The following is an 18,540-nucleotide window of genomic DNA, read 5'->3' as shown; positions in this document are numbered from 1 at the left end:
TCATGATGGATGATGCTTAATCATAGGTTTTGAGTTCTGGGTAACGATAGCTGCCTACCTTGCTGGTCATCAGTTTCAGGTCAATCAGAGACTCGGCGAATTTAATAGCAATACGCACGCCATCCAGCACTGGCATGCCCAAATCCTGCTCCATGGCACGAACCCATTGACTCATACCGGCGCAGCCGAGAATCAGTGCTTCACCGTGACTGTGCTGTAAGGTAGTTCTGGCGGCGGCCAGTACACGGTCATAGCTGTCGGGGTTGCTGTCCAGCTGCAGCACCGGAATGTTTGAGGCAAATACCCCGGCACAGCGATTGGTCAGGCCATATTGGTCAAGATTACGCTGCAGAATCGGTACTGAGCGCTGCAGTGTGGTCATAATACAGAAACGATGACTCAACAAACTGGCCGCGTGCATAGCGGCTTCGCCGATGCCGATGACCGGGCGGTTGGTCAGTTCTCTGGCCGCTTCCAGACCGGTATCATCAAAACAGGCGATGACGTAGGCGCTGGCATGAGAAGATTCGAGGTTGTTCTCGTAGGCACGGATTTTCTCCAGCAGATAGAACGTGGCGATAGCGCCATCACTATGACCTTCTATGCTACTGGGTGAACCGTTGCAGGTTTCGAAATATATTTCGTGGTGCAAACCGTCCAATTGCTGGCATTCCTGCTCCAATTGCCGGGTCATGGAGGTGGATGAATTCGGGTTGATGACAATGATCGCCATAGGATGTGCTCATACCGTTTTGGTCAGGCTGCGGCGCAACAGCCGCACCAGAATAATTGTGATTAAAATACAGGCCAGTGATACCAGTGTGGTTAGTGTGCCCAAGGCATAAAGTACTGGAGTGGTGACGTTGGTGGTCATGGCAAATAGTTCCAGCGGCAGGGTATTGAAACTGCCGGATGTCATCAGGGTGCGGGCGAACTCGTCGTAACTCAGGGTGAAGCCGAACAAGGCCACCCCCAACAGGCTGGGTGCCAGCAGTGGCAACAGAATAAAACGAAATGTTTGCCAGTCGGAGGCACCAAGATCAGCGGAGGCCATTTCATAGGCAGGGTTGAAACGGTTAAACACCGCAAACATGATTAACAGCCCAAAGGGCAGGGTCCAAGTTAGGTGAGAGCCAAAACCGGAACTGAACCACTGTGGTGTCAGATCCAGGCGGTCAAACATGAGTCCTATACCCAGACTGATTAAAATGGAGGGAATGATCAGGCTGGCCAGAGCCAGATAAAAGATCAGTGAGCTACCGGCAAAACGTTTTCGGAATGCCATGCCTGCCAGCAAAGAAAAAACCAGCGTAGTGATCATGACCATGGTTCCCAGCATCAGTGAACGTACTAATGCAGCCCCAAAATCACCGACAGCCTGTTTGACAAACAGCTGTTGAAACCAATGAAGCGAGGTGCCCTGCATGGGAAAAGTCAGTCCTCCTCCTGGTCCTTGAAAGGACAGAACTGCGATGGTGATGGTCGGTCCGTACAGAAATAAAACGAACAGGATAAAAAAACCAGCCAGTATAAAAAATCCGGAACTCCGTTTTTTCATGTCAAAGCTCCTTACGAATATCCACAAGTCGAAACAGAATCACCAGCATCATGATGACGGTGATCAATAAGATCATTGCCCCGGCAGCTGCCGCCGGGTATTGCAGCAGGGAAATCTCGTTGTAAATCAAAATGGCAACGTTGGCGCGTATGCCGCCGCCCATGATTTTGACCGTGACAAAATCCCCCATCACCAGCGTAAACACAAAAATCGAGCCGATAATAATGCCGGACTTTGACAGTGGAATAATGATGTCTTTCAGAATTTGAAACGGTGATGCGCCGGCATCGATTGCTGCTTCCACCAGGTTGTGATCGATCCTCATCATGCTGTTGAAAATCGGGGTTACCATGAACAATGTATAAAGATGTACGTACGCCAGGATGATGGCGAAATCGCTGTACAATAAAAACTCCAGCGGCTGGTCGATGAGCCCTATGGATTGTAATCCGGTATTTACCAAACCGTTGCGCCCCAACAATGGAATCCAGGAAATCATACGAATGATATTGGAAGTTAAAAATGGCACGGTACAGAGCAGAAACAAAATGGTTTGGGTGGCCGATGAGCGAATATGAAAGGCCAGAAAATAGGCTACTGTAAAGCCGATTCCCAACGTCAGCAGCAGTGTCAGAAACGCATACTCGAAGGTCTTCAGGTATGCCTGCCACGTCACCGAAGACGTTAATAGAAATTCATAATTTTCCAGAATGAAATCCGGAATAATAGAGTATTCGTTATAGTCCCAGAAACTGACGATACCAATCACGATAATTGGAAATACCAGAAACAGACACAGTACCAGTGTCAACGGAAAGGACTGCCAGTAACTGGCAACATTTTTTTTGTTGATCAGTGTTGTCATGTTCACATCACTTTCTTGAGTGTTTGACCGGCCAGGCCTGTTTCAGGGCTGGCTGGTCAGCGGTCGCGGGTTACGAAACAATAAATTCATTCCACTTGCGAACCATGTATTTGTTTTCATCCATCACCGAGTTCCAGCACGCGACGTTACCCATACGATCCCAATAAGAACCGCCATCACGTTTGGCGCCTGCTTTTTCCATAATATCTCCGGACGGACTCAGAATATCGCCTTTGGCCTCTTTGCCTTCGATCCAAAAACCCCACTCGTCGTCAGTCATGAATGCTTTGGAGGTTTCCGGTGCAGCGCTGTAATAACCCTGGCGATTGAGATAGGCACCTACCCAGCCGGATAAATACCAATCGATATACTCATACGCAGCATCCAACTCCAGGCCGCTTAGATGCGAGGCCAGGCCAAGTCCGCCACCCCAGGCACGGTAGCCTTCTTTCAATGGCTGATAGACACAGGGAATACCACGACTGCGTACAGCAGCAACGGCTGGAGACCACATGCTCTGGATTACAACTTCACCAGATGCCATCAGGTTGACCGACTCATCAAAACTTTTCCAGAAGGCGCGGAATTGTCCTGAGCGTTTGGCATCCATCAATACTTTCATGGTGGTATCGATTTCCTGGCGGGTCATGTTGCCTTTATCGCCGTACTTGATCACGCCCATGGATTCACAAATCATGGCGGCATCCATGATACCGATGGCAGGAATATTCAGAATGGAAGTCTTGCCTTTGAAGGCCGGGTCCATGATATCGGACCACTGGGTAATGGGCCGTCCCACCAGGTCAGGACGAACACCCAGGGTATCGGCGTTATAGATCGTCGGGATCAGCGTCATCCAGTTGGTTGGGGATTTGGCAAAGGATTTAGACCCTTTCTCTTCCACAAAACCGACCGTATGCGGCGCGGTGCCCTGGGCAATCGTGGAGTCGGGGGTGAGTTTACCATTGATAAACAGGGGTGATATTTTGTCGTAGTTTTTTAACCGGCTAACATCCAGTGGTTGCATGACACCCGATGGAAAAACTTTTTTACAGATCCAGTATTCGATATCAGCAATGTCATAAGATTTTGGCTGGGTCACTGCACGTTGGGTAACACTGTCAGAGTCCAGTGATGTCAGTTGCAGATTGAATCCGAGGTCTTCTTTACATTTTTCGGCGATGGCGTTGAGATTGGAAACACCGGTACCGAATTGTCTCAGCGTAATGTTCTTGATGTTCTGTGCCCAGACCATTGGAAACCCGGTGATGGCTCCGCTACCCACGGCAACAGCCGAGGCGCCGGCGACACCCTTGATGAGGTCCCGGCGGGTGACACCGGTTTTGGTTTCTGTGGAGGTTGTAGGGTTGCTGTCTTTTTCGTTCATGGCGGTACTCCGTTGATCAGTCAGAAAGAGGCAAATAAATTGACGTGCTTTTGCTTCCAGCTCAGCATTACTTTGTTTGAGGGCGTAATGACCTGCTCATCCATTTTTTCTTCAGCGATATAACAGATCACCTTTTCACCGCTATCGAGCAGGATCTCGATGAAGTAAAACTGTGCCTGAAATTCGATATCGATAATTTTTCCGTAAGTGTAATAAGCATCTTCATCCGGACGACTTTGAAAAGCGGAGATGGTTATTTGATCGGCACGAACGGAAAATGGCTGTTGTATGTCAGCGTTGTCGAGTACACCCGGTGACAGAACGTTATGACCACCGATAAAATCAGCAACAAACGCTGAGTTTGGTTTTTCGAAGATTGCTTTGGGATGTCCTTGTTGTTGAATAAGGCCGTTATCCATGACGACTGCCATATCGGCCAGTGCAAATGCCTCTTCCTGCGAGTGGGTAACGTGGATAAATGTCAGACCCAATGTTTTTTGCAGCTGTTTAAGTTCTTTGCGCATTTGTATACGCAGGAACGGATCCAGTGCAGATAGAGGTTCATCCAATAACACGACATCCGGTTTGCAGATTAACGCCCGTGCCAATGCCACTCGCTGTTGCTGACCACCTGAAAGTTGCGATGGTAATTTTTTAGCATGATCCGTCATGTTGACCAATGACAGCATGTCCATAGCAGACGCATGTCGTTCCGCTTTGCTGACTCCGGAAACTTTCAGTCCGTAAGCCACGTTGTCAACACACGACATGTGAGGAAATAACGCATAATTCTGAAACATCATCGCCGTACCACGTTGTCTGGGTGGCAGATCTGTCACGTTGCGGTTATTCAATAAAATATCGCCGTCGGTGACATCCTCATGGCCGGCAATCATGCGCAGAGTTGTACTTTTACCGCATCCGCTGGGGCCAAGCAGACAGCAATAACTGCCTGCCGGAATGCGCAGATCAATGTCTTTGACCGCGACGTGATCATCATAAGATTTACTGAGTTTGATGAGTTCAACTGCGCCTTTCATAGGTTTCTCATAAAAATTGCTAACAATCTTGATCCAGTAAACTGCAACAGCGGTGCCATATTTGCAGTTCTGCCCTTTAAGCGCCTTTTTTGAACTTTTATGCGGCATTTCTGCATCTGTTGTGCACGAAAGTGTTTGTCGTTGTTTCTTTTTGGTGCGCTCTGGAAGCATGGGCCGCCTTCGTAAACGGGCATATTTTGATTCGAGATTGTTAACAATATTTTGATGGGCAGGATGGCAACTATGGGTTTGTCAAAAAAAGAACTGGAAATTCAACGCATCACCGATTCAATCACGCAGGCCGTAGCGGAACAGCGATTACCACCAGGCACCCGGTTGGTGGAAGCGCAACTGGTCGATAATCTAAAAGCCAATCGCAATCATGTCCGTGCCGCCTTACAACGGCTGGCCCTTCGTCATATTGTGACGATAGAAACAAATAAAGGTGCCAGTATCGCCCAGCCTTCGGTTGAAGAAGCGCGTAATATTTTTATGGCGCGAACGATTCTGGAGCGGGGCATTATCGAAATGCTGGTACAGAGACTGCGCAAAATGGACGTAACTCTGCTGAAAAAACAAATACAGCAGGAGCAGAAAGCGATTATGCGGGGAAGGCGTGAGGATATTATCCGTGAGTCTGGAGACTTTCATTTGTTGCTGGCGAGATTGTCCGGTAATCCGGTACTGGTGGATATGTTGAAAAACCTGATTACCCGCAGCTCACTGATTATCTCGCTCTATCAGAAACACAATAACCCCGAGTGTGGCTGTGACGAGCACAACAATATTATTAAGACTCTCGAAAGCGGCAACAGCCACTCGGCCGTCCAGTGTATGAGCCAGCATCTGCATGACATCGAATACAGCTTGAATCTGGATTTCTGGGAACACCGGAAAGTGGATTTGAACTTGGTATTTAATGTGGAGGAGGAAAATATCGACCCGGAATGACCGGTACCGGGCCGATGCTCATTCATTGCCTGATACGAAGCCTGAGCGCACAGGCTTTGTGCTGTTCAAACGAATCAGGCGGTGGGCAGTACCGGCCAGTAGTCCACAATAATGTTGTTTTGGCAGATGGCGATATCACCCAAATATTGCAGCACCGCCTCGCTCTGAGTGGGACGTAAAAACACCCTGTCGTCCGGTTGCAGCGTGTGGTTGTCCGGCAGTGCCATAAACTGCTGATTGGACGACTCCCCCCACAAACGGTTGGCTTTCAAGCCGGCAGGGGATACCGGCTCTGCCATCCACTTACCACCGTAGATAAAACACCCTTTCCGGGGAAATACCCTTAATCGTTGTAGCAGACGGGTTAACCACAATGGTCCGGGCAGTGTTGCATGAACGGTTTTCAGCACAGGTGTCGCAAGGAACAGCGCCGGCTTTAATGCGGTTAGAGCCGGAAGGTCGAAATCCGTGGGCTGTAAAAAAGCGGAGCCTACCGATATTTCGTTGGCCGGCGTTTCGGCCGAATAGGAGAGAATGGTTTTACTGCCGCCGGTATTGATGATTTCGCGGCTGGCTTCCGGCAGACAATTCTGGAAGGCAATTAACTTTTGTTGGCTGCGGTGCAGTTCTTTGGGCGGTCCTCCAAACAGCGCCGGGATTTCCGCCACCTGCGCATCGTAAGCCATGATGCCCCGGCATTTGAGCCGGGAATCGCCTGAAAGAAGCGAGACTGCCTGGGCCAGCATCTGCGGAGTGGCAAAGCCACCACGATGCAAGCCAACATCCACTTCAAATGCGAATGCCAGATCACACCCAAACGATGCTGCCAGCGCATGGTACTGTGCCAGTCGTTCAGGGGTGTCGATCAACCAGGTTGTTTGCTGCAACAGTCGGCGGAACAGGTTGTCCGGGATGGTCTGCTGTGAGCGTCGCAATGCATCTGCGGGCATGGGTTTGCCATACAGGATTTCTGCATCCGGCCAGTGATCCAATACCTGCAGCGTGATTGGCAAGTGAAAGCTCATAATTTTGTGGCTGTTGAGGCTCTGCATGACATGCTTCAACAGTGGCAGGCAGGCCAGTGACTTATCGACGATGCGTAAACTCAGGTGCGATGGCAACCGGCTGCTGATCAGCTGCAGATTGTGATCCATGCGGTCCTTGTCGATTAACAGGGTTGGCCGCCATATACCGGCTTGGGACAAAGCCCCGGCAAGACCACTGAAATACTGATCATGTGCCATATCAGGTGCTCAGAATCTGTTGCAGATAAGGTGACAGAAAGCGTCCTGCCGGATCCATGCTGCGGCGCACTTCCATGGCGTCCTGCCAGCGCGGGTATAGTCGGGCGAAATCGCGGCTGTTGAGGTTATGCATTTTGCCCCAGTGTGGACGGCCGTCATAGCGGCGGAAGATTTCTTCAGCGGCATGGAAATACGGTTGTGGATTCTCGCCAGCCAGGTGGTGTACGGCAATCGAACAAGTTGGTCGTTGATAGAACGGGCTGAGCCAGAAATCATCCGCAGCGACGGCTCTGACTTCGAGAGGAAAATATACCTCTGGAAAGCGGGTCTCGGCCATTTTGATCAACTCGCGCAAGGCACTGGCACCGGCTTCGAACGGCAGATGGTACTCCATTTCATTGAACCGGGTCCGACGGTCAGTGACATACACATTCAGCCATTCCTGGACATAGTCCTCCATCGGTACTTTTGCCAGTGCCGAGCCAATCAGTTTTCTACGCAGCCAAGGGAACCATGACAACCAGTTGCGCAGGGCTTTGAGAGTATTCAGACCGTCTTCATCCTCTTCTGCCGGACGTGAAGAGGGTGGCTGATCCGACAGATCGCTGCTGACATAAAGGGCTTGATCAGAATAAGGAATGACAAAGAACTCGGTGGTGCGATGGGCGCTCATCAGAGTGTCCAGGTTGTTCAGCATATCCGTGACCGGGATGGAGCGTCGCTGCCGGCGCAGGCGATAACCCGGCACGTTCTTCATGGTGATTTGGGTGAGTGCCCCAAAGGCTCCAAGGGTGACGCCAGTGGCATGGATCATGTCGTCGTCCCGGCCCTGAATAAATTCCCGGACATCTCCACAGCCATCTACAAACGTCATAGCTTGTAATTGGGTGTGATAGGCACCCAGGGTGATGCCTGTGCCATGGGTCGCAGTACCCAGCGCACCGGCGATGGTTTGTTTGTCGATATCCCCCATATTTGGCAGACCCTGGCCAATGCTCTGAAGTCGTTTCATGAGATCCGACAACCGGGTGGCTGCACCAATGGTGGCAGTCATTTCATCGGCATTGTGATCCAACAGGCCGGTAAATGCCGATAAATCAATGATGGAACCACTACTGGCGACCAGTGGCGTAAAGGAGTGGCCCGAACCGACAAAACGAAGTGGTGCGGGTGCTTCCCGAATTAACTCCTGTAACGCTTGCTGGTCTGCTGGACGCAGTATTTTTTGTGGACTGGCCGATACATAGCCGGACCAGTTCTGCCATTGAGATAGCGCTGTGGTTGTCATTTTTATGCCTCCCGGATGACTGCAGATTCAATAAATATCGTTGTCGGTTCAGTTGTTATGGTTGCGGTAACAGCCGGCGCTGCTGTCGTTGCTTGAAGATCAGCGAGAGCAGTACGGCGAATGATAGTCCTGCACAAATAGCCGCAAATCCGGCTACTGGTTTGAAATTGTCGGCACTGATAAACGGGGTAACACAGACAGGCCCCAGGGCTGCACCGAATAACTGTGCGGCCGGTACCAGCAACGCAGTTTTGCGAGTGGCATCGCAAGCGACAGTCAGCTGAATTTGAAACGGTACGACAAACAACCAGACAAACCCGATCAATGCAGTGCAAACCCAGAAAGCCTTTAAGCCGGGAGCTGTTGCCAGTACCAGCGAGACACCGATTGCCACCAGTGCACTTATGGCCAGAGGAATCTGAAAATCTACCTTTCGTTCTGCAATGATGGCGGATAACGCTGCCAGTACCTGAATGCCGAGACTGGCGGAAACCATGACGCCGAGCGTGGTAGCCGGAATGTCTGCCTGTAGTCCCAAGGGTTCGAGAAACGCCCACAGGGAGCCCAGAAACATATAAAAAAACAGAATACACAACAGTGATAACAGAGGCTGCCCTTTCCAGCTGGTGGGCGGTTGGTGGTGTGCAGAGGGTGGGATTTTGGCGTACTCTCGTGGCATGACGGTCACACATATCACAGTCAACAGACAGAGGGTCGATAACACGATAAACCCTGCCCGGGAGCCGCCCGTTGGAATTGCCCATTGCGACAGAATAAGCCCGGTAATGCTTTGTGCAATAGTTTGCATGGAAACAAAATAGCCGCCATAGCGGCCGGCATGTACCGCACGGGCGATCAGTTCCACCGCGATAGCCACCATGCCACCTTCGAGTATTCCGGCCAGTCCCCGTAGGACAATCAGTGGTACCGCGCCATCCACCACCGCAGTGCCAAAATCAAAGAAGGCTAACAGAATGACCAGTATTGCAGCTTTGAGCCTCAGGTGACGGCTGGACAGGACAAACGCCCCCAGCACCGAACCGATCCCGATAGCCAGGATTTCCACGGTTGCCATAATGGCCAGTTGGTCATAGGTCACCCTGTTCTCGGTCAACAAGGCACCTAACAAGATAGGTTGCAGACCAAGTATCAAGAGTCCGGTAGAGCCGATCCACAAAGCACTGATCTGAGCTAGGCGGGAAGGATTTCCCACCAGCCATTGAGTGTTTGTTATGGAATGATGATTACCTGTCACAGTACCAGCCTCCTCCTGACAGACAATCAGAGCAGCACACACACAATTTCTATTGATGTCAACCTTGCTCTATAGCATTGGAAAAAGTTTCAAGAATCAAAAATTGAGAACGGTGATTATGTGCCACATTAACGATAAGTCTTTGTCTGTGTGATTGATAACTTGCCGGAAAATTTCCAGATACTGAACTCTGGTGACATGTATTTGGTGATATATATCGGCGCTACCACGTCAACGTTACTCTGAGATGGGAACACGATGTGAACGTGGGAGTGGGGCCAGTTTTCGTTGGTTTTGTACGATTGTCAGAGATTCTTCTGGCAAATTTTCATCGTGACCCGTTGGCTAAATATGAAAAGACAGGCCGTCTATATGCGCGCAGTTAAGCTGGTGGCTTGGCAAACGGGCGATATTTATGTAAAAAACCGGCCTAGGGCCTGTCTACACTGGTTTCGTCGAACCTGTTATTCGCTAATAAGCCTGCGGCGACAAATTTTCACGGAATTATTCGATTATGACAATTAGAAAAGCCACTCCCGCCGATCTTGATGGGTTGGTAAAACTGAATCATCAGATCAGTGAGTATCATCATCTTCATGCTCCTAACGTTTTTACCCCTCCAACCCCTGAAGCGGCGGGGTTTATCAGTAAAGCATTACAGGACAACAGCAGGATATTTTTGGTTTGTGAGTTGGAGAATAAGATCGTCGGTTTTCTGACTGCGGTGGTAGAGCTTAACCAGACGATTCCGTTTTTGGTCGCTGGACCCATCTGTCGGGTAGGCACATTGATTGTGGATGAACGCCATCGATCAAAGGGAATCGGCAAACAATTGATGAGTGAGTGTGAGCGACTGGCGATCGACCAGGGAGCATTAGAGATCAGGTTGGAAGTGATGGAGTTTAACCGTGGAGCTCAGTCTTTTTATGAAACCTTGGGGTTTCAAACACAATCCAGGATGCTGAGCAGGCCGCTCGGTTAGAAAGCGGCTGGTTTTGTCTCCTCGCTGTTTTGAAATGCTGGCAGATGTTTGCAATGCATTATCTGCTGATCCGGAAGTCAAAATCTCCTGAGCGATTGGCATATTTTGCTTCATCCTTTAGTGCCATATCGGAGCATTCTATTCACATAAAAAGCCTTGATTATTGAGCCTTGTCTAAAACTAATTGATGATTCCCGGAGTGGAGGATCGCTTGACAGGGCCCGCTGTCATTTTTATTTCTACACAAAAATTATACGAAATAGTGTCAATAGACCTGCTTGAATGTTGTGGCTGTTAAATTAAATTGTCCTTTGTATGTCCGGTTGTTAGCTACAAAATAATAATAAACTTCGTTAAATTGCCGAATGTCGCATCGAAATTCCCTTAACGGACATAATCAGCACCATGTTAAAAAAAGCGAATCTGTTTTTTAAGGCCGTGTTTGTAATGTTTTTTTAACGACTTACGTCATCGTTGTTGATCGCTCTGATAGAAAAATAATATCGCTTTTTATTCTCAAAATTTCATTTCTATAGTCGTGTTTTTGCATTTATCTTTTCTATTCATTCGATGCTATAAATGATCTTTCGATAGCCGAACAGATATTTTCCATATCGAAAACACCATCGAACATGTTGCTGATTATCGGGAGGGTCCCCATTTGAAAGTTCTTATACTTGCATCTGCTTTCAGTGGTTTAACACAAAGGGTATTTAAAGAGCTGTTGTTGCTTGGGCATGTCGTTGAGCAGCATTACGACCTTAATGAAACGATACTGCGTGACCAGGTGTCACACTTTGAACCCGACATTATTATTTGTCCGTTTTTGACCCAGAGAATACCGGAAGATATCTGGCGTCAGTATCTTTGCCTGATTGTTCATCCCGGCATAGAAGGTGACAGAGGTCCTTCTTCTCTTGATTGGGCCATATTCGAACACATGCCGCAATGGGGTGTAACATTGTTGCAGGCAGATGCGGAAATGGATGCAGGGGACATATGGGATACCCGGGTGTTTGATTTGCGTGAGGCATCAAAACTCAGCGTTTATAAGCGTGAGGTAAGTTCCGCAGCGGTAGATATGATCAAATCAACGCTGAAAAAAATAGAACAGCAACAGATAAGTCCACGCCCGTTGGATTACACCAGGCCAGACGTCAAAGGAAAGCTACGGCCATTAATGAAGCAGGAATTCCGTGCAATTGACTGGCAATCAGATGCCAGTCATGTGGTGGTTGGCAAGATGAACTCAGCAGATACCAGTCCGGGAGTGCTGATTTCTCTTCATGATTATCCGGTCTATCTGTATGGGGCCATCGAAGATGCTTCCCGTAGCGGACATCCTGGTGACATCATCGCTGTTTACAAAGATTCGGTTTGTTTTGCATGCGCGACCGGAAGTGTTTGGATCCGGCAGATGAAATGCAAACAGCACCCGCAACTTCCGGCCATCAAGTTACCTGCGGCTCAGGTGGTACGCCAACTGTTGCCGGCACACATATGGTCGGACGTTAATATAGAGTCAGGTCATTCCGTGGCAGAAGAAATCTATAGTGAACGGGAAGGTGACATCACGTATCTATATTTCAATTTCTACAATGGCGCAATGAATACCCGGCAATGTCTTGATTTGAAAAATGCCCTGGCATCCATCAAACAGACTGACACGAAATACATCGTGTTAATGGGCGGTGAGGATTTCTGGAGTAACGGTATTCATCTGAATTGTATCGAAGCCGCAGATGATCAGGCCGAAGAATCATGGCAAAACATTAATGCCATGAATGATCTGGTGTTGGAAATCATCGACTCACCTGATCACATGACCATCGCAGCATTACGCAACAATGCCGGAGCGGGTGGTGTTATTGCCGCTCTGGCCTGCGATGAAGTTATCATTCGTGATGGTGTGGTACTGAATCCTCATTACCAGCGTATGGGATTATATGGATCTGAATATTGGACATATTTGCTACCTTCCAAGGTTGGTCATCGTCAGGCACAAACAATTACCCTTGACTGTGAACCGATGCTGGCCGCTGAAGCGTTTGAAATCGGTCTGGCGGATACTGTATTCCCGGAAGAGTGGCAGGCATTTCATGAACAGCTTAAAACGTATTGCAGGGATCTGTCACAACAGGTCGATCTACCGGCTTTCTTGAGTAATAAAGGGCAGCAGCGTCAGTATGATGAATCCATCAAACCGTTAGCGCAATATCGCGATGAGGAGCTGACAGAAATGAAGCGTATCTTTGATGATCCGGATAGTCGTTATCATCAGGAACGTCAGGCCTTTGTTTACAAACAGAAAGGCCGTTCTGTCAGAACCAATGCGGATCCATTATACGGGGCGGATTCTCTCCAGGAGCCTGCCGACACATCTGAAAATTCACCGCTGCTATCGACGGCTGGATCCGGGGTGTGAGCCTGAGTTTGCCGGTTGTCTGCACGACATCCGGCAGTATATCTGCCATATCGGGTGTCTCCTGGAAAAATACTATTCCCGGAGCTGGCGTACATGTCAGAGGAGTTGAACCGCGGTGAGCAAGTTGCGGCTGTAGGTTGTTGCTTTAGGAGCCTCGTTTTGAGGCTCCTGCAAGGGTTCTGAAGCTCTGCTCGTCGCAGTTTAGTGGTTCATCAGCAGCGGTATGGGGCTGTGCTGCAACAATCGGCGGGTAACGCCACCGAAGGCCTGCTGTTGCAAGCGGTGGTGGCTATAGGCTCCCATCACAATCAGGTCGCAATTTTGGCTTTGGGCTGCTTTGAGCAGGTCAGTACCATCGGTGCGGCTGCGGTGTTTGACCCGCTGTGGTGTGGCATTGATATGGTGGCAATGCAGATAGGCTTGCAGCGCCTCCGGACCGGGAACCCGATCAGAGGTGGTTTCATGAGTCAGTATTCGCACCTCGTCGCAACGACTTAGCAATGGCAGAGCACTGCGCACCGCCCGAGACACTTCAGGAGTGCCATTCCAGGCGATGGCAATGCGGTGCGGACAGAAATCGGTCTGGATCCGTGGCATGACCAGCACTGGACTGCCGCTTTGCAGAATGGCGGCCTCGAGTGTCGAACTGATCGCACCGCCCTTGCCCTGGGGGATGATCAGCAGATCGGCAACCCGGCCGCGGCGCGCAACCAGTTCGCTGCGCAGGCCCTCGACTTCGTGCCAGCAGGCGGAAGCGTCATCCGGCAACGGAGTTTCGCTGATCGGGACGCCTTCCTGATCAGCCAGCTGTTTAAATAGCTTGAAAAGCTGCTCGGCATCCTGCCGCGATTGGGTACCCGCAATCTGTTCAAGTTCCTGCATGAACTGGCGTGACAGACCAGCGACTTCGTGGGGTACAAATCGGCTGAGGTGGACGCTGGCATGCAGCACCTGGAGCTGGGCACCGAAGTACTTCGCCACCGCCAACGCACCCTGTAACCGTTCAGATACTTCGCCGCTGCTCGACAGCGGCATCAATAATACTTTGGGACTGTTCATCCGTTTCTCCTTAACTCAGGGGCCAGGGCATGTGTACCAGATCCTGCAGCAGTCCGCTGGGCAGGTCCAATACCATGATGTGGGCGAGGATCACGAGGAAGCTCAGTGCTGCGCCGGTTAGCGACAGGGTTTTGACTAGAGAGATGCGCGCCTTGGTCATCAGGAAGGTGACGAAGAACAGGCCGATGGCAATCAGGTATCCGAACAGGTAGCAACCCAGCACCAGCGCAGTCAGCCAGTAGAGGTAGTGTGGCAGACGTGCCACTGTGCTGTCACTGTCATAACCAGCTTCAACTTCGTGGTCGAAGTTGACAGGGTCGTCGACCTGGCCGCGCAACAGCTTGACCAGTATCGTCAAGGACAGCACTAACATCAGGCTGCTGACGCCAGCGGTGAAAACGCCGCCAAGGAAAGAGTGTTGGAGCGCGTCATAGAGTGCGAAGGCAAAGAAGGCAGCAACCAGGGCCGCAAAGGCAGCCTGCGGTTTCAGATTCTGGGCACGACGGCGTGGAGCCTCAGCGACAGTCGAGTCTTCCTGGTTCTCATTACTGCTACTGCGTTTGGAGCGAATAGCAATATAGACCGACAGAACGATGATGGCGGCAATGATCATCACGCCAGGCTTGAGCAGAAAGGACCAGCCGTCGAACTGAATGGCCTGATACAAGTACGTTTCCATGCCGCTGGAAAGGACAAAACCGATGAGGAATGCAGGACGCGGCCAGTCGAAACGCTTCATCAGCACGCCGAGCACCCCTATTGATAACAATGCGACCAGGTCGCCAAGGCTGCGGGTAGCCTGGAAAGCAGCGAAGCAGATGACCATCAGCATGAACGGAGCCATCAGTGCGTAAGGAATCAACGTCAGGCGTGAGACCCATTTTGACAGCAGCAGGCAGGAGCCGGCACCGATAACATTGGCCAGTGCCAGCGACCAGATGATGGTATAGGTAGTGCCTAGCTGCGAGCCGACCATGGCGGGGCCAGGTTCAAGGCCAATCAACACCATGCCGCCGAGAAAAACCGCCATGCTGCCGGAACCGGGAATGCCGAAGAGCAGAGTCGGCACCAGACCGCCGCCTTCTTTGGCGTTATTGGCGGATTCCGGCGCAATGACACCGCGAACGTCACCGTTGCCGAAGCGGGGTTTGTCCTTGGTGGTTTGAACGGCATGGCCGTAGGCGATCCAGTCGACAACGCTGCCACCGAGACCCGGTAAGGCACCGACCAGCGTGCCGATAATGGCGCAGCGAATGGCCAGCCACTTGTTTCGAATAACGTCTTTGAGGCCATCGACCCAGCCACTTCCAAGCTCTGAGGCTTCATTGATGGCGCGGTTTTGGCGCAGCAGGTCGATGATTTCAGGAATTGCGAAAATACCAAGACCGACAACAACGAGCGGAATACCATCCATCAGATAGATGTTGTCAAAGGACATGCGGTATTCGCCGGTAGCGGGTGCACTGCCGAGGCTACCCAGCAGGACCCCGATACCGCAGGCGCTGATGCCTTTTATCAGGCTGTTGCCGGCGAGTACGCCGACCATACTGAGACCTAACAGCGTCAGCATGAACAGCTCGGCGGAGCCGAACGCCAGGATCAGCGGGCGGGCGATCAAAACGAAAGCAGTCAGCGCAATAGCGCCAAGCAAACCGCCCAGGAGCGAGGCGCTGAAAGCGGCACCCAGGGCGCGGGCCGCGTGGCCCTGTTTGGCCATTGGGAAACCGTCCAGCACGGTGGCTTGTGAGGCACTGGAGCCGGGAATACCCATTAGTACCGAAGCAAAGGTATCGGAGGTTGGAATGACAGCAACCAGGCCAATCAGCATGGCCAGTGCAGAGGTCGGTTCCATGCCATAGAGAAACGGCAGTAGCAGCGAGAGACCGGCGATGCCGCCGAGACCCGGGAAGATGCCTATCAGCAGACCGAGGCAGACGCCACCGACCAGGTAGGCAATATGTTCGACGCTGAGCACGATCAGCAGCGAGGAAGTTATTGTATCAATCATGGCAATCACCTTAAAACAGTGCAGGCTGGCCCTTCTGGGTCGCAGCCCACAGAGGCGCCTGTCGGAATCAGTTGGAGCTGAGTTTGAGACCGGCGTTGTATTCGCTATTGAGCCAGTTGATGACCCAGGTCTTGGCAGCCTTGTCCATCTTCAACGCTTCGGCGAACATCATCTCGGCATCGTTGCCTATGGCCTGCTCATAGTTGCCGAGTACGTCTTCGGATTCGGAGGCAAAGCCCGGTTGGGCAATCACGTTTGCTGCCGCTTCACGGTAAGCTTGTACGATGTTGTCAGGCGTACCTTTGGGTAGGAACAGGCCTTTTTGCGCTGCATAGCCGGCGACGAAGAAGGATTTCCAGGCGTGGAATGCTTCCCCGTCCGGAGCTTGGCCATGAACCATCTCGTAGGCTTCGACGAAATGTGGCAGATTTGGGAAGTTCGGATCGCGTTTGATCTTGCCATCCTTGCCCAGTACGCCGTAGCTGAATAGCGGAATTGCCTTACCCTCATCTACCAGGGGCTGCACTTTCTTGATAAAAGCAGAGGTTGTCTGGGCATCGATGTTGACCTCGCCCCGCTCAAATGCCAATCGGCCTTCGCCGCGACCTCTCATGCCGAAAACGGCTTTTACGTCCATATCCAGCAGATTGAATGCAAGCAGTGTCACCAGGTCCATGCTGGTGGCTCCCTGGCTGGCAAACATCAGATTTTTATCTTTGAGTTTGGCGATATCAGCAACTGAGTCGATCCCCAGGTCCGGGCTGACGTAAACCACGCCACCGGTGGGTGATGCCAGCACCGCAGACCATTCTTTATAGTCATAGCGTACACGGCGGTCACCGAGGATGTAGGGAAACATGGTCGAGGCCGAGGAGGCGAGCACGTCTCCTCCATCCGGTTTTGCCCGTAGCTGGAACTGGTTGGCTCCACTGGTAGAACCGCCGCCCGGAATGTTTTTGACAACCATAACAGGGCTGCCCGGCAGTTGCTCTGCAAGCTTCGGAGCGTAGAAACGGCCCCAGGTATCGGAACCGCCACCTTCCTTGAAGGGCATGATCATCTCAATACGGTTACCGGAAAAATCTACTGCCAGTGTCAGAGGAGCAAGGGCAACGGCCCCAACGCCGATGGTAACGGCGGCCAATGACTGGCGGAGTGAGCGGGTGATGCTAGAAATAAACGTTGTTTTTAGGTTGTGCATTGTTCTCATCTCTTATTGTTATGGCCGGAACGGATATGAGGTTGGGCGTCCGGCGTGGTTTTAAGGTATCCCCTGAAGCTATCAACTGGGTACCTGAGCGTGAATTATTTTTTGGATCAGGAAGCCTTGGAATGGTTCCCGGTCCAGATAGAACTGGGTACATAGAGCTCGCCGCGAAACAGCATACGGGCGGTACGGACGACGCCTGCGCGGCGAATCTCGACACCTTCAGCTGTGGAAACCGCATCGAGCATAATGTCGATCTGACCGCTTGGGTGTTCGAGCCGTATCAAATCATTGGTCTCCACCTGACCGGCCAATGATGCTGATACCGACCCTGGCAGCAGAATCGAGGAGCTCACACAGATGGCACCCGTTACTGCATGGCTGGCATGACAGTTGTCCGGAACAAAATAGCGCGATGTCAGGGTGCCGCCATGGCGAGGAGCGCTCACCAGAGCAACCTTCGGCACTACCTTGCCCTTGGCATCACCGAGACCCATCTTCCAGGAAGCTGCCACGCGGATTTTCTCAATGCGTGCCAGCAGGTCGGTGTCACTGTCGAGTTCGGTTTTGGATTCGGCACCGGTTTTACCCAGTGAATGGGCGGCTATAAGCACCATTGGTACCGCTGCATCGATGCAGCTGACTGGCACACCTTCTATGATGTCCACGACGTTGCCGGTTGGTAACAGGCTGCCAGTCTTGCTACCGGCCACATCGAGGAAGTTCAGTAGCACCGGCGCTGCTGTTCCCTCAACACCATCGATGCGGGTATCGCCTTCGTATTCGACCTGACCATTGGGGGTCTTTACGCGGACCTCGATCAGCTTGTCTGTGTTGACGTTGCGCACGCGCACGATCGTTTCGTCCTCGGTCGCTTCTACCAGGCCGGCGTCTATCGCGAACGGACCGACACCGGCGAGTATGTTGCCGCAGGACGGAGCAATATCGACGTACAGTCTGTCGATGCCAACCTGGGCAAACAGGTAGTCGACATCGGCTTGTGGGTGGCTGGAGCGTGACAGAATTGCAGCTTTGCTGGTGAGCGAAGTTCCACCGCCGATACCATCTATTTGCTGACGGTTGGGCGAACCCATCGCGGCCAGTAGTACCTGCTCCTGGGTGGCCCAGTCGTCTGGCAGGTCGGTGGCGAGGAAGTAGGGGCCGCGGGAAGTGCCGCCTCTCATCATGGTGCAGGGAATGGCTGTCTGCATGGTCTTGTTCTCAGTTGAGCGGTTTATTATGGTTTAAAATTTCTAGCTCTAGAGCGGCGC

General features: G+C 51.5%; 15 protein-coding genes. 3 read left to right on the top strand and 12 right to left on the bottom strand.

The features are described 5' to 3' along the window. Nucleotides 1-16: 16 nt before the first annotated feature. The 5 genes from ACQY6I_RS21745 to ACQY6I_RS21725 all read right to left on the bottom strand — a co-directional run bounded on the left by ACQY6I_RS21745 (nucleotide 17) and on the right by ACQY6I_RS21725 (nucleotide 4,850). Nucleotides 17-733, bottom strand: coding sequence for an aspartate/glutamate racemase family protein (locus ACQY6I_RS21745; protein ID WP_428243636.1), 717 nt, complete (start codon nucleotides 731-733; stop codon nucleotides 17-19). A 9-nt stretch (nucleotides 734-742) separates the two neighbouring features. Continuing rightward, entirely contained in the window at nucleotides 743-1,558 is an 816-nt protein-coding gene (locus tag ACQY6I_RS21740; protein ID WP_428243634.1) for an ABC transporter permease, read from the bottom strand. Nucleotide 1,559: 1 nt separating this feature from the next. Beyond that, the gene (locus ACQY6I_RS21735; protein ID WP_428243633.1) at nucleotides 1,560-2,423 is read right to left on the bottom strand and encodes an ABC transporter permease; all 864 of its coding nucleotides are present in this window, start codon (nucleotides 2,421-2,423) and stop codon (nucleotides 1,560-1,562) included. Nucleotides 2,424-2,493: 70 nt separating this feature from the next. Beyond that, a complete protein-coding gene (locus ACQY6I_RS21730; RefSeq protein WP_428243631.1) occupies nucleotides 2,494-3,810 on the bottom strand; it encodes an ABC transporter substrate-binding protein in 1,317 nt (438 codons plus the stop codon). Between the two features lie 20 nt (nucleotides 3,811-3,830). Next, nucleotides 3,831-4,850, bottom strand: a complete 1,020-nt coding sequence (locus ACQY6I_RS21725) for an ABC transporter ATP-binding protein (RefSeq protein WP_428243630.1) — start codon at nucleotides 4,848-4,850, stop codon at nucleotides 3,831-3,833. Between the two features lie 243 nt (nucleotides 4,851-5,093). Here ACQY6I_RS21725 and ACQY6I_RS21720 point away from each other — a divergent pair, with 243 nt between their 5' ends. Then, nucleotides 5,094-5,801 carry a GntR family transcriptional regulator gene (locus ACQY6I_RS21720; RefSeq protein WP_428243629.1) on the top strand — a complete coding sequence of 236 codons (708 nt, stop codon included), beginning with the start codon at nucleotides 5,094-5,096 and terminating at the stop codon, nucleotides 5,799-5,801. 74 nt (nucleotides 5,802-5,875) lie between these two features. Here the strand turns inward: ACQY6I_RS21720 and ACQY6I_RS21715 are convergent, their stop codons facing one another. From ACQY6I_RS21715 to ACQY6I_RS21705, 3 genes are read right to left on the bottom strand one after another with little or no spacing between them, the layout of a single operon-like run. Beyond that, on the bottom strand, nucleotides 5,876-7,045 hold the full coding sequence (locus ACQY6I_RS21715; RefSeq protein ID WP_428243628.1) for an alanine racemase: 1,170 nt from the start codon (nucleotides 7,043-7,045) through the stop codon (nucleotides 5,876-5,878). A 1-nt stretch (nucleotide 7,046) separates the two neighbouring features. Next, nucleotides 7,047-8,333 (bottom strand): D-arabinono-1,4-lactone oxidase, encoded by a 1,287-nt coding sequence (locus ACQY6I_RS21710; protein ID WP_428243627.1) that lies wholly within the window; start codon nucleotides 8,331-8,333, stop codon nucleotides 7,047-7,049. A gap of 55 nt (nucleotides 8,334-8,388) precedes the next feature. After that, nucleotides 8,389-9,588, bottom strand: coding sequence for an MFS transporter (locus ACQY6I_RS21705; RefSeq protein WP_428243626.1), 1,200 nt, complete (start codon nucleotides 9,586-9,588; stop codon nucleotides 8,389-8,391). A gap of 514 nt (nucleotides 9,589-10,102) precedes the next feature. Between ACQY6I_RS21705 and ACQY6I_RS21700 the strand changes: the two genes are divergently transcribed. Then, nucleotides 10,103-10,570, top strand: a complete 468-nt coding sequence (locus ACQY6I_RS21700) for an N-acetyltransferase family protein (protein WP_428243625.1) — start codon at nucleotides 10,103-10,105, stop codon at nucleotides 10,568-10,570. A gap of 661 nt (nucleotides 10,571-11,231) precedes the next feature. Then, on the top strand, nucleotides 11,232-12,995 hold the full coding sequence (locus ACQY6I_RS21695) for an enoyl-CoA hydratase-related protein (protein ID WP_428243624.1): 1,764 nt from the start codon (nucleotides 11,232-11,234) through the stop codon (nucleotides 12,993-12,995). A gap of 201 nt (nucleotides 12,996-13,196) precedes the next feature. Here the strand turns inward: ACQY6I_RS21695 and ACQY6I_RS21690 are convergent, their stop codons facing one another. The 4 genes from ACQY6I_RS21690 to ACQY6I_RS21675 form a co-directional block, all read right to left on the bottom strand. Continuing rightward, on the bottom strand, nucleotides 13,197-14,054 hold the full coding sequence (locus ACQY6I_RS21690) for a universal stress protein (RefSeq protein ID WP_428243622.1): 858 nt from the start codon (nucleotides 14,052-14,054) through the stop codon (nucleotides 13,197-13,199). 10 nt (nucleotides 14,055-14,064) lie between these two features. After that, on the bottom strand, nucleotides 14,065-16,062 hold the full coding sequence (locus ACQY6I_RS21685; RefSeq protein ID WP_428243621.1) for a tripartite tricarboxylate transporter permease: 1,998 nt from the start codon (nucleotides 16,060-16,062) through the stop codon (nucleotides 14,065-14,067). 67 nt (nucleotides 16,063-16,129) lie between these two features. Further along, nucleotides 16,130-17,263, bottom strand: coding sequence for a Bug family tripartite tricarboxylate transporter substrate binding protein (locus ACQY6I_RS21680; protein WP_428243620.1), 1,134 nt, complete (start codon nucleotides 17,261-17,263; stop codon nucleotides 16,130-16,132). 116 nt (nucleotides 17,264-17,379) lie between these two features. After that, nucleotides 17,380-18,480, bottom strand: a complete 1,101-nt coding sequence (locus ACQY6I_RS21675) for a 4-oxalomesaconate tautomerase (RefSeq protein ID WP_428243619.1) — start codon at nucleotides 18,478-18,480, stop codon at nucleotides 17,380-17,382. Nucleotides 18,481-18,540: the final 60 nt, after the last annotated feature.

It is taken from the genome of Gynuella sp. (assembly GCF_050297175.1).
Classification (GTDB): Bacteria; Pseudomonadota; Gammaproteobacteria; order Pseudomonadales; family Natronospirillaceae; genus Gynuella.
Note: the sequence above shows the minus strand (reverse complement) of the source record. Positions and strands in the feature narration are given on the sequence as shown.

Bases quoted from the DNA above. Each gene is read 5' to 3' on its own strand.
- ACQY6I_RS21745 (WP_428243636.1), bottom strand. From the start codon at position 733: ATGGCGATCATTGTCATCAACCCGAATTCATCCACCTCCATGACCCGG.
- ACQY6I_RS21740 (WP_428243634.1), bottom strand. From the start codon at position 1,558: ATGAAAAAACGGAGTTCCGGATTTTTTATACTGGCTGGTTTTTTTATC.
- ACQY6I_RS21735 (WP_428243633.1), bottom strand. From the start codon at position 2,423: ATGACAACACTGATCAACAAAAAAAATGTTGCCAGTTACTGGCAGTCC.
- ACQY6I_RS21730 (WP_428243631.1), bottom strand. From the start codon at position 3,810: ATGAACGAAAAAGACAGCAACCCTACAACCTCCACAGAAACCAAAACC.
- ACQY6I_RS21725 (WP_428243630.1), bottom strand. From the start codon at position 4,850: ATGAAAGGCGCAGTTGAACTCATCAAACTCAGTAAATCTTATGATGAT.
- ACQY6I_RS21720 (WP_428243629.1), top strand. From the start codon at position 5,094: ATGGGTTTGTCAAAAAAAGAACTGGAAATTCAACGCATCACCGATTCA.
- ACQY6I_RS21715 (WP_428243628.1), bottom strand. From the start codon at position 7,045: ATGGCACATGATCAGTATTTCAGTGGTCTTGCCGGGGCTTTGTCCCAA.
- ACQY6I_RS21710 (WP_428243627.1), bottom strand. From the start codon at position 8,333: ATGACAACCACAGCGCTATCTCAATGGCAGAACTGGTCCGGCTATGTA.
- ACQY6I_RS21700 (WP_428243625.1), top strand. From the start codon at position 10,103: ATGACAATTAGAAAAGCCACTCCCGCCGATCTTGATGGGTTGGTAAAA.
- ACQY6I_RS21690 (WP_428243622.1), bottom strand. From the start codon at position 14,054: ATGAACAGTCCCAAAGTATTATTGATGCCGCTGTCGAGCAGCGGCGAA.
- ACQY6I_RS21685 (WP_428243621.1), bottom strand. From the start codon at position 16,062: ATGATTGATACAATAACTTCCTCGCTGCTGATCGTGCTCAGCGTCGAA.
- ACQY6I_RS21680 (WP_428243620.1), bottom strand. From the start codon at position 17,263: ATGCACAACCTAAAAACAACGTTTATTTCTAGCATCACCCGCTCACTC.
- ACQY6I_RS21675 (WP_428243619.1), bottom strand. From the start codon at position 18,480: ATGCAGACAGCCATTCCCTGCACCATGATGAGAGGCGGCACTTCCCGC.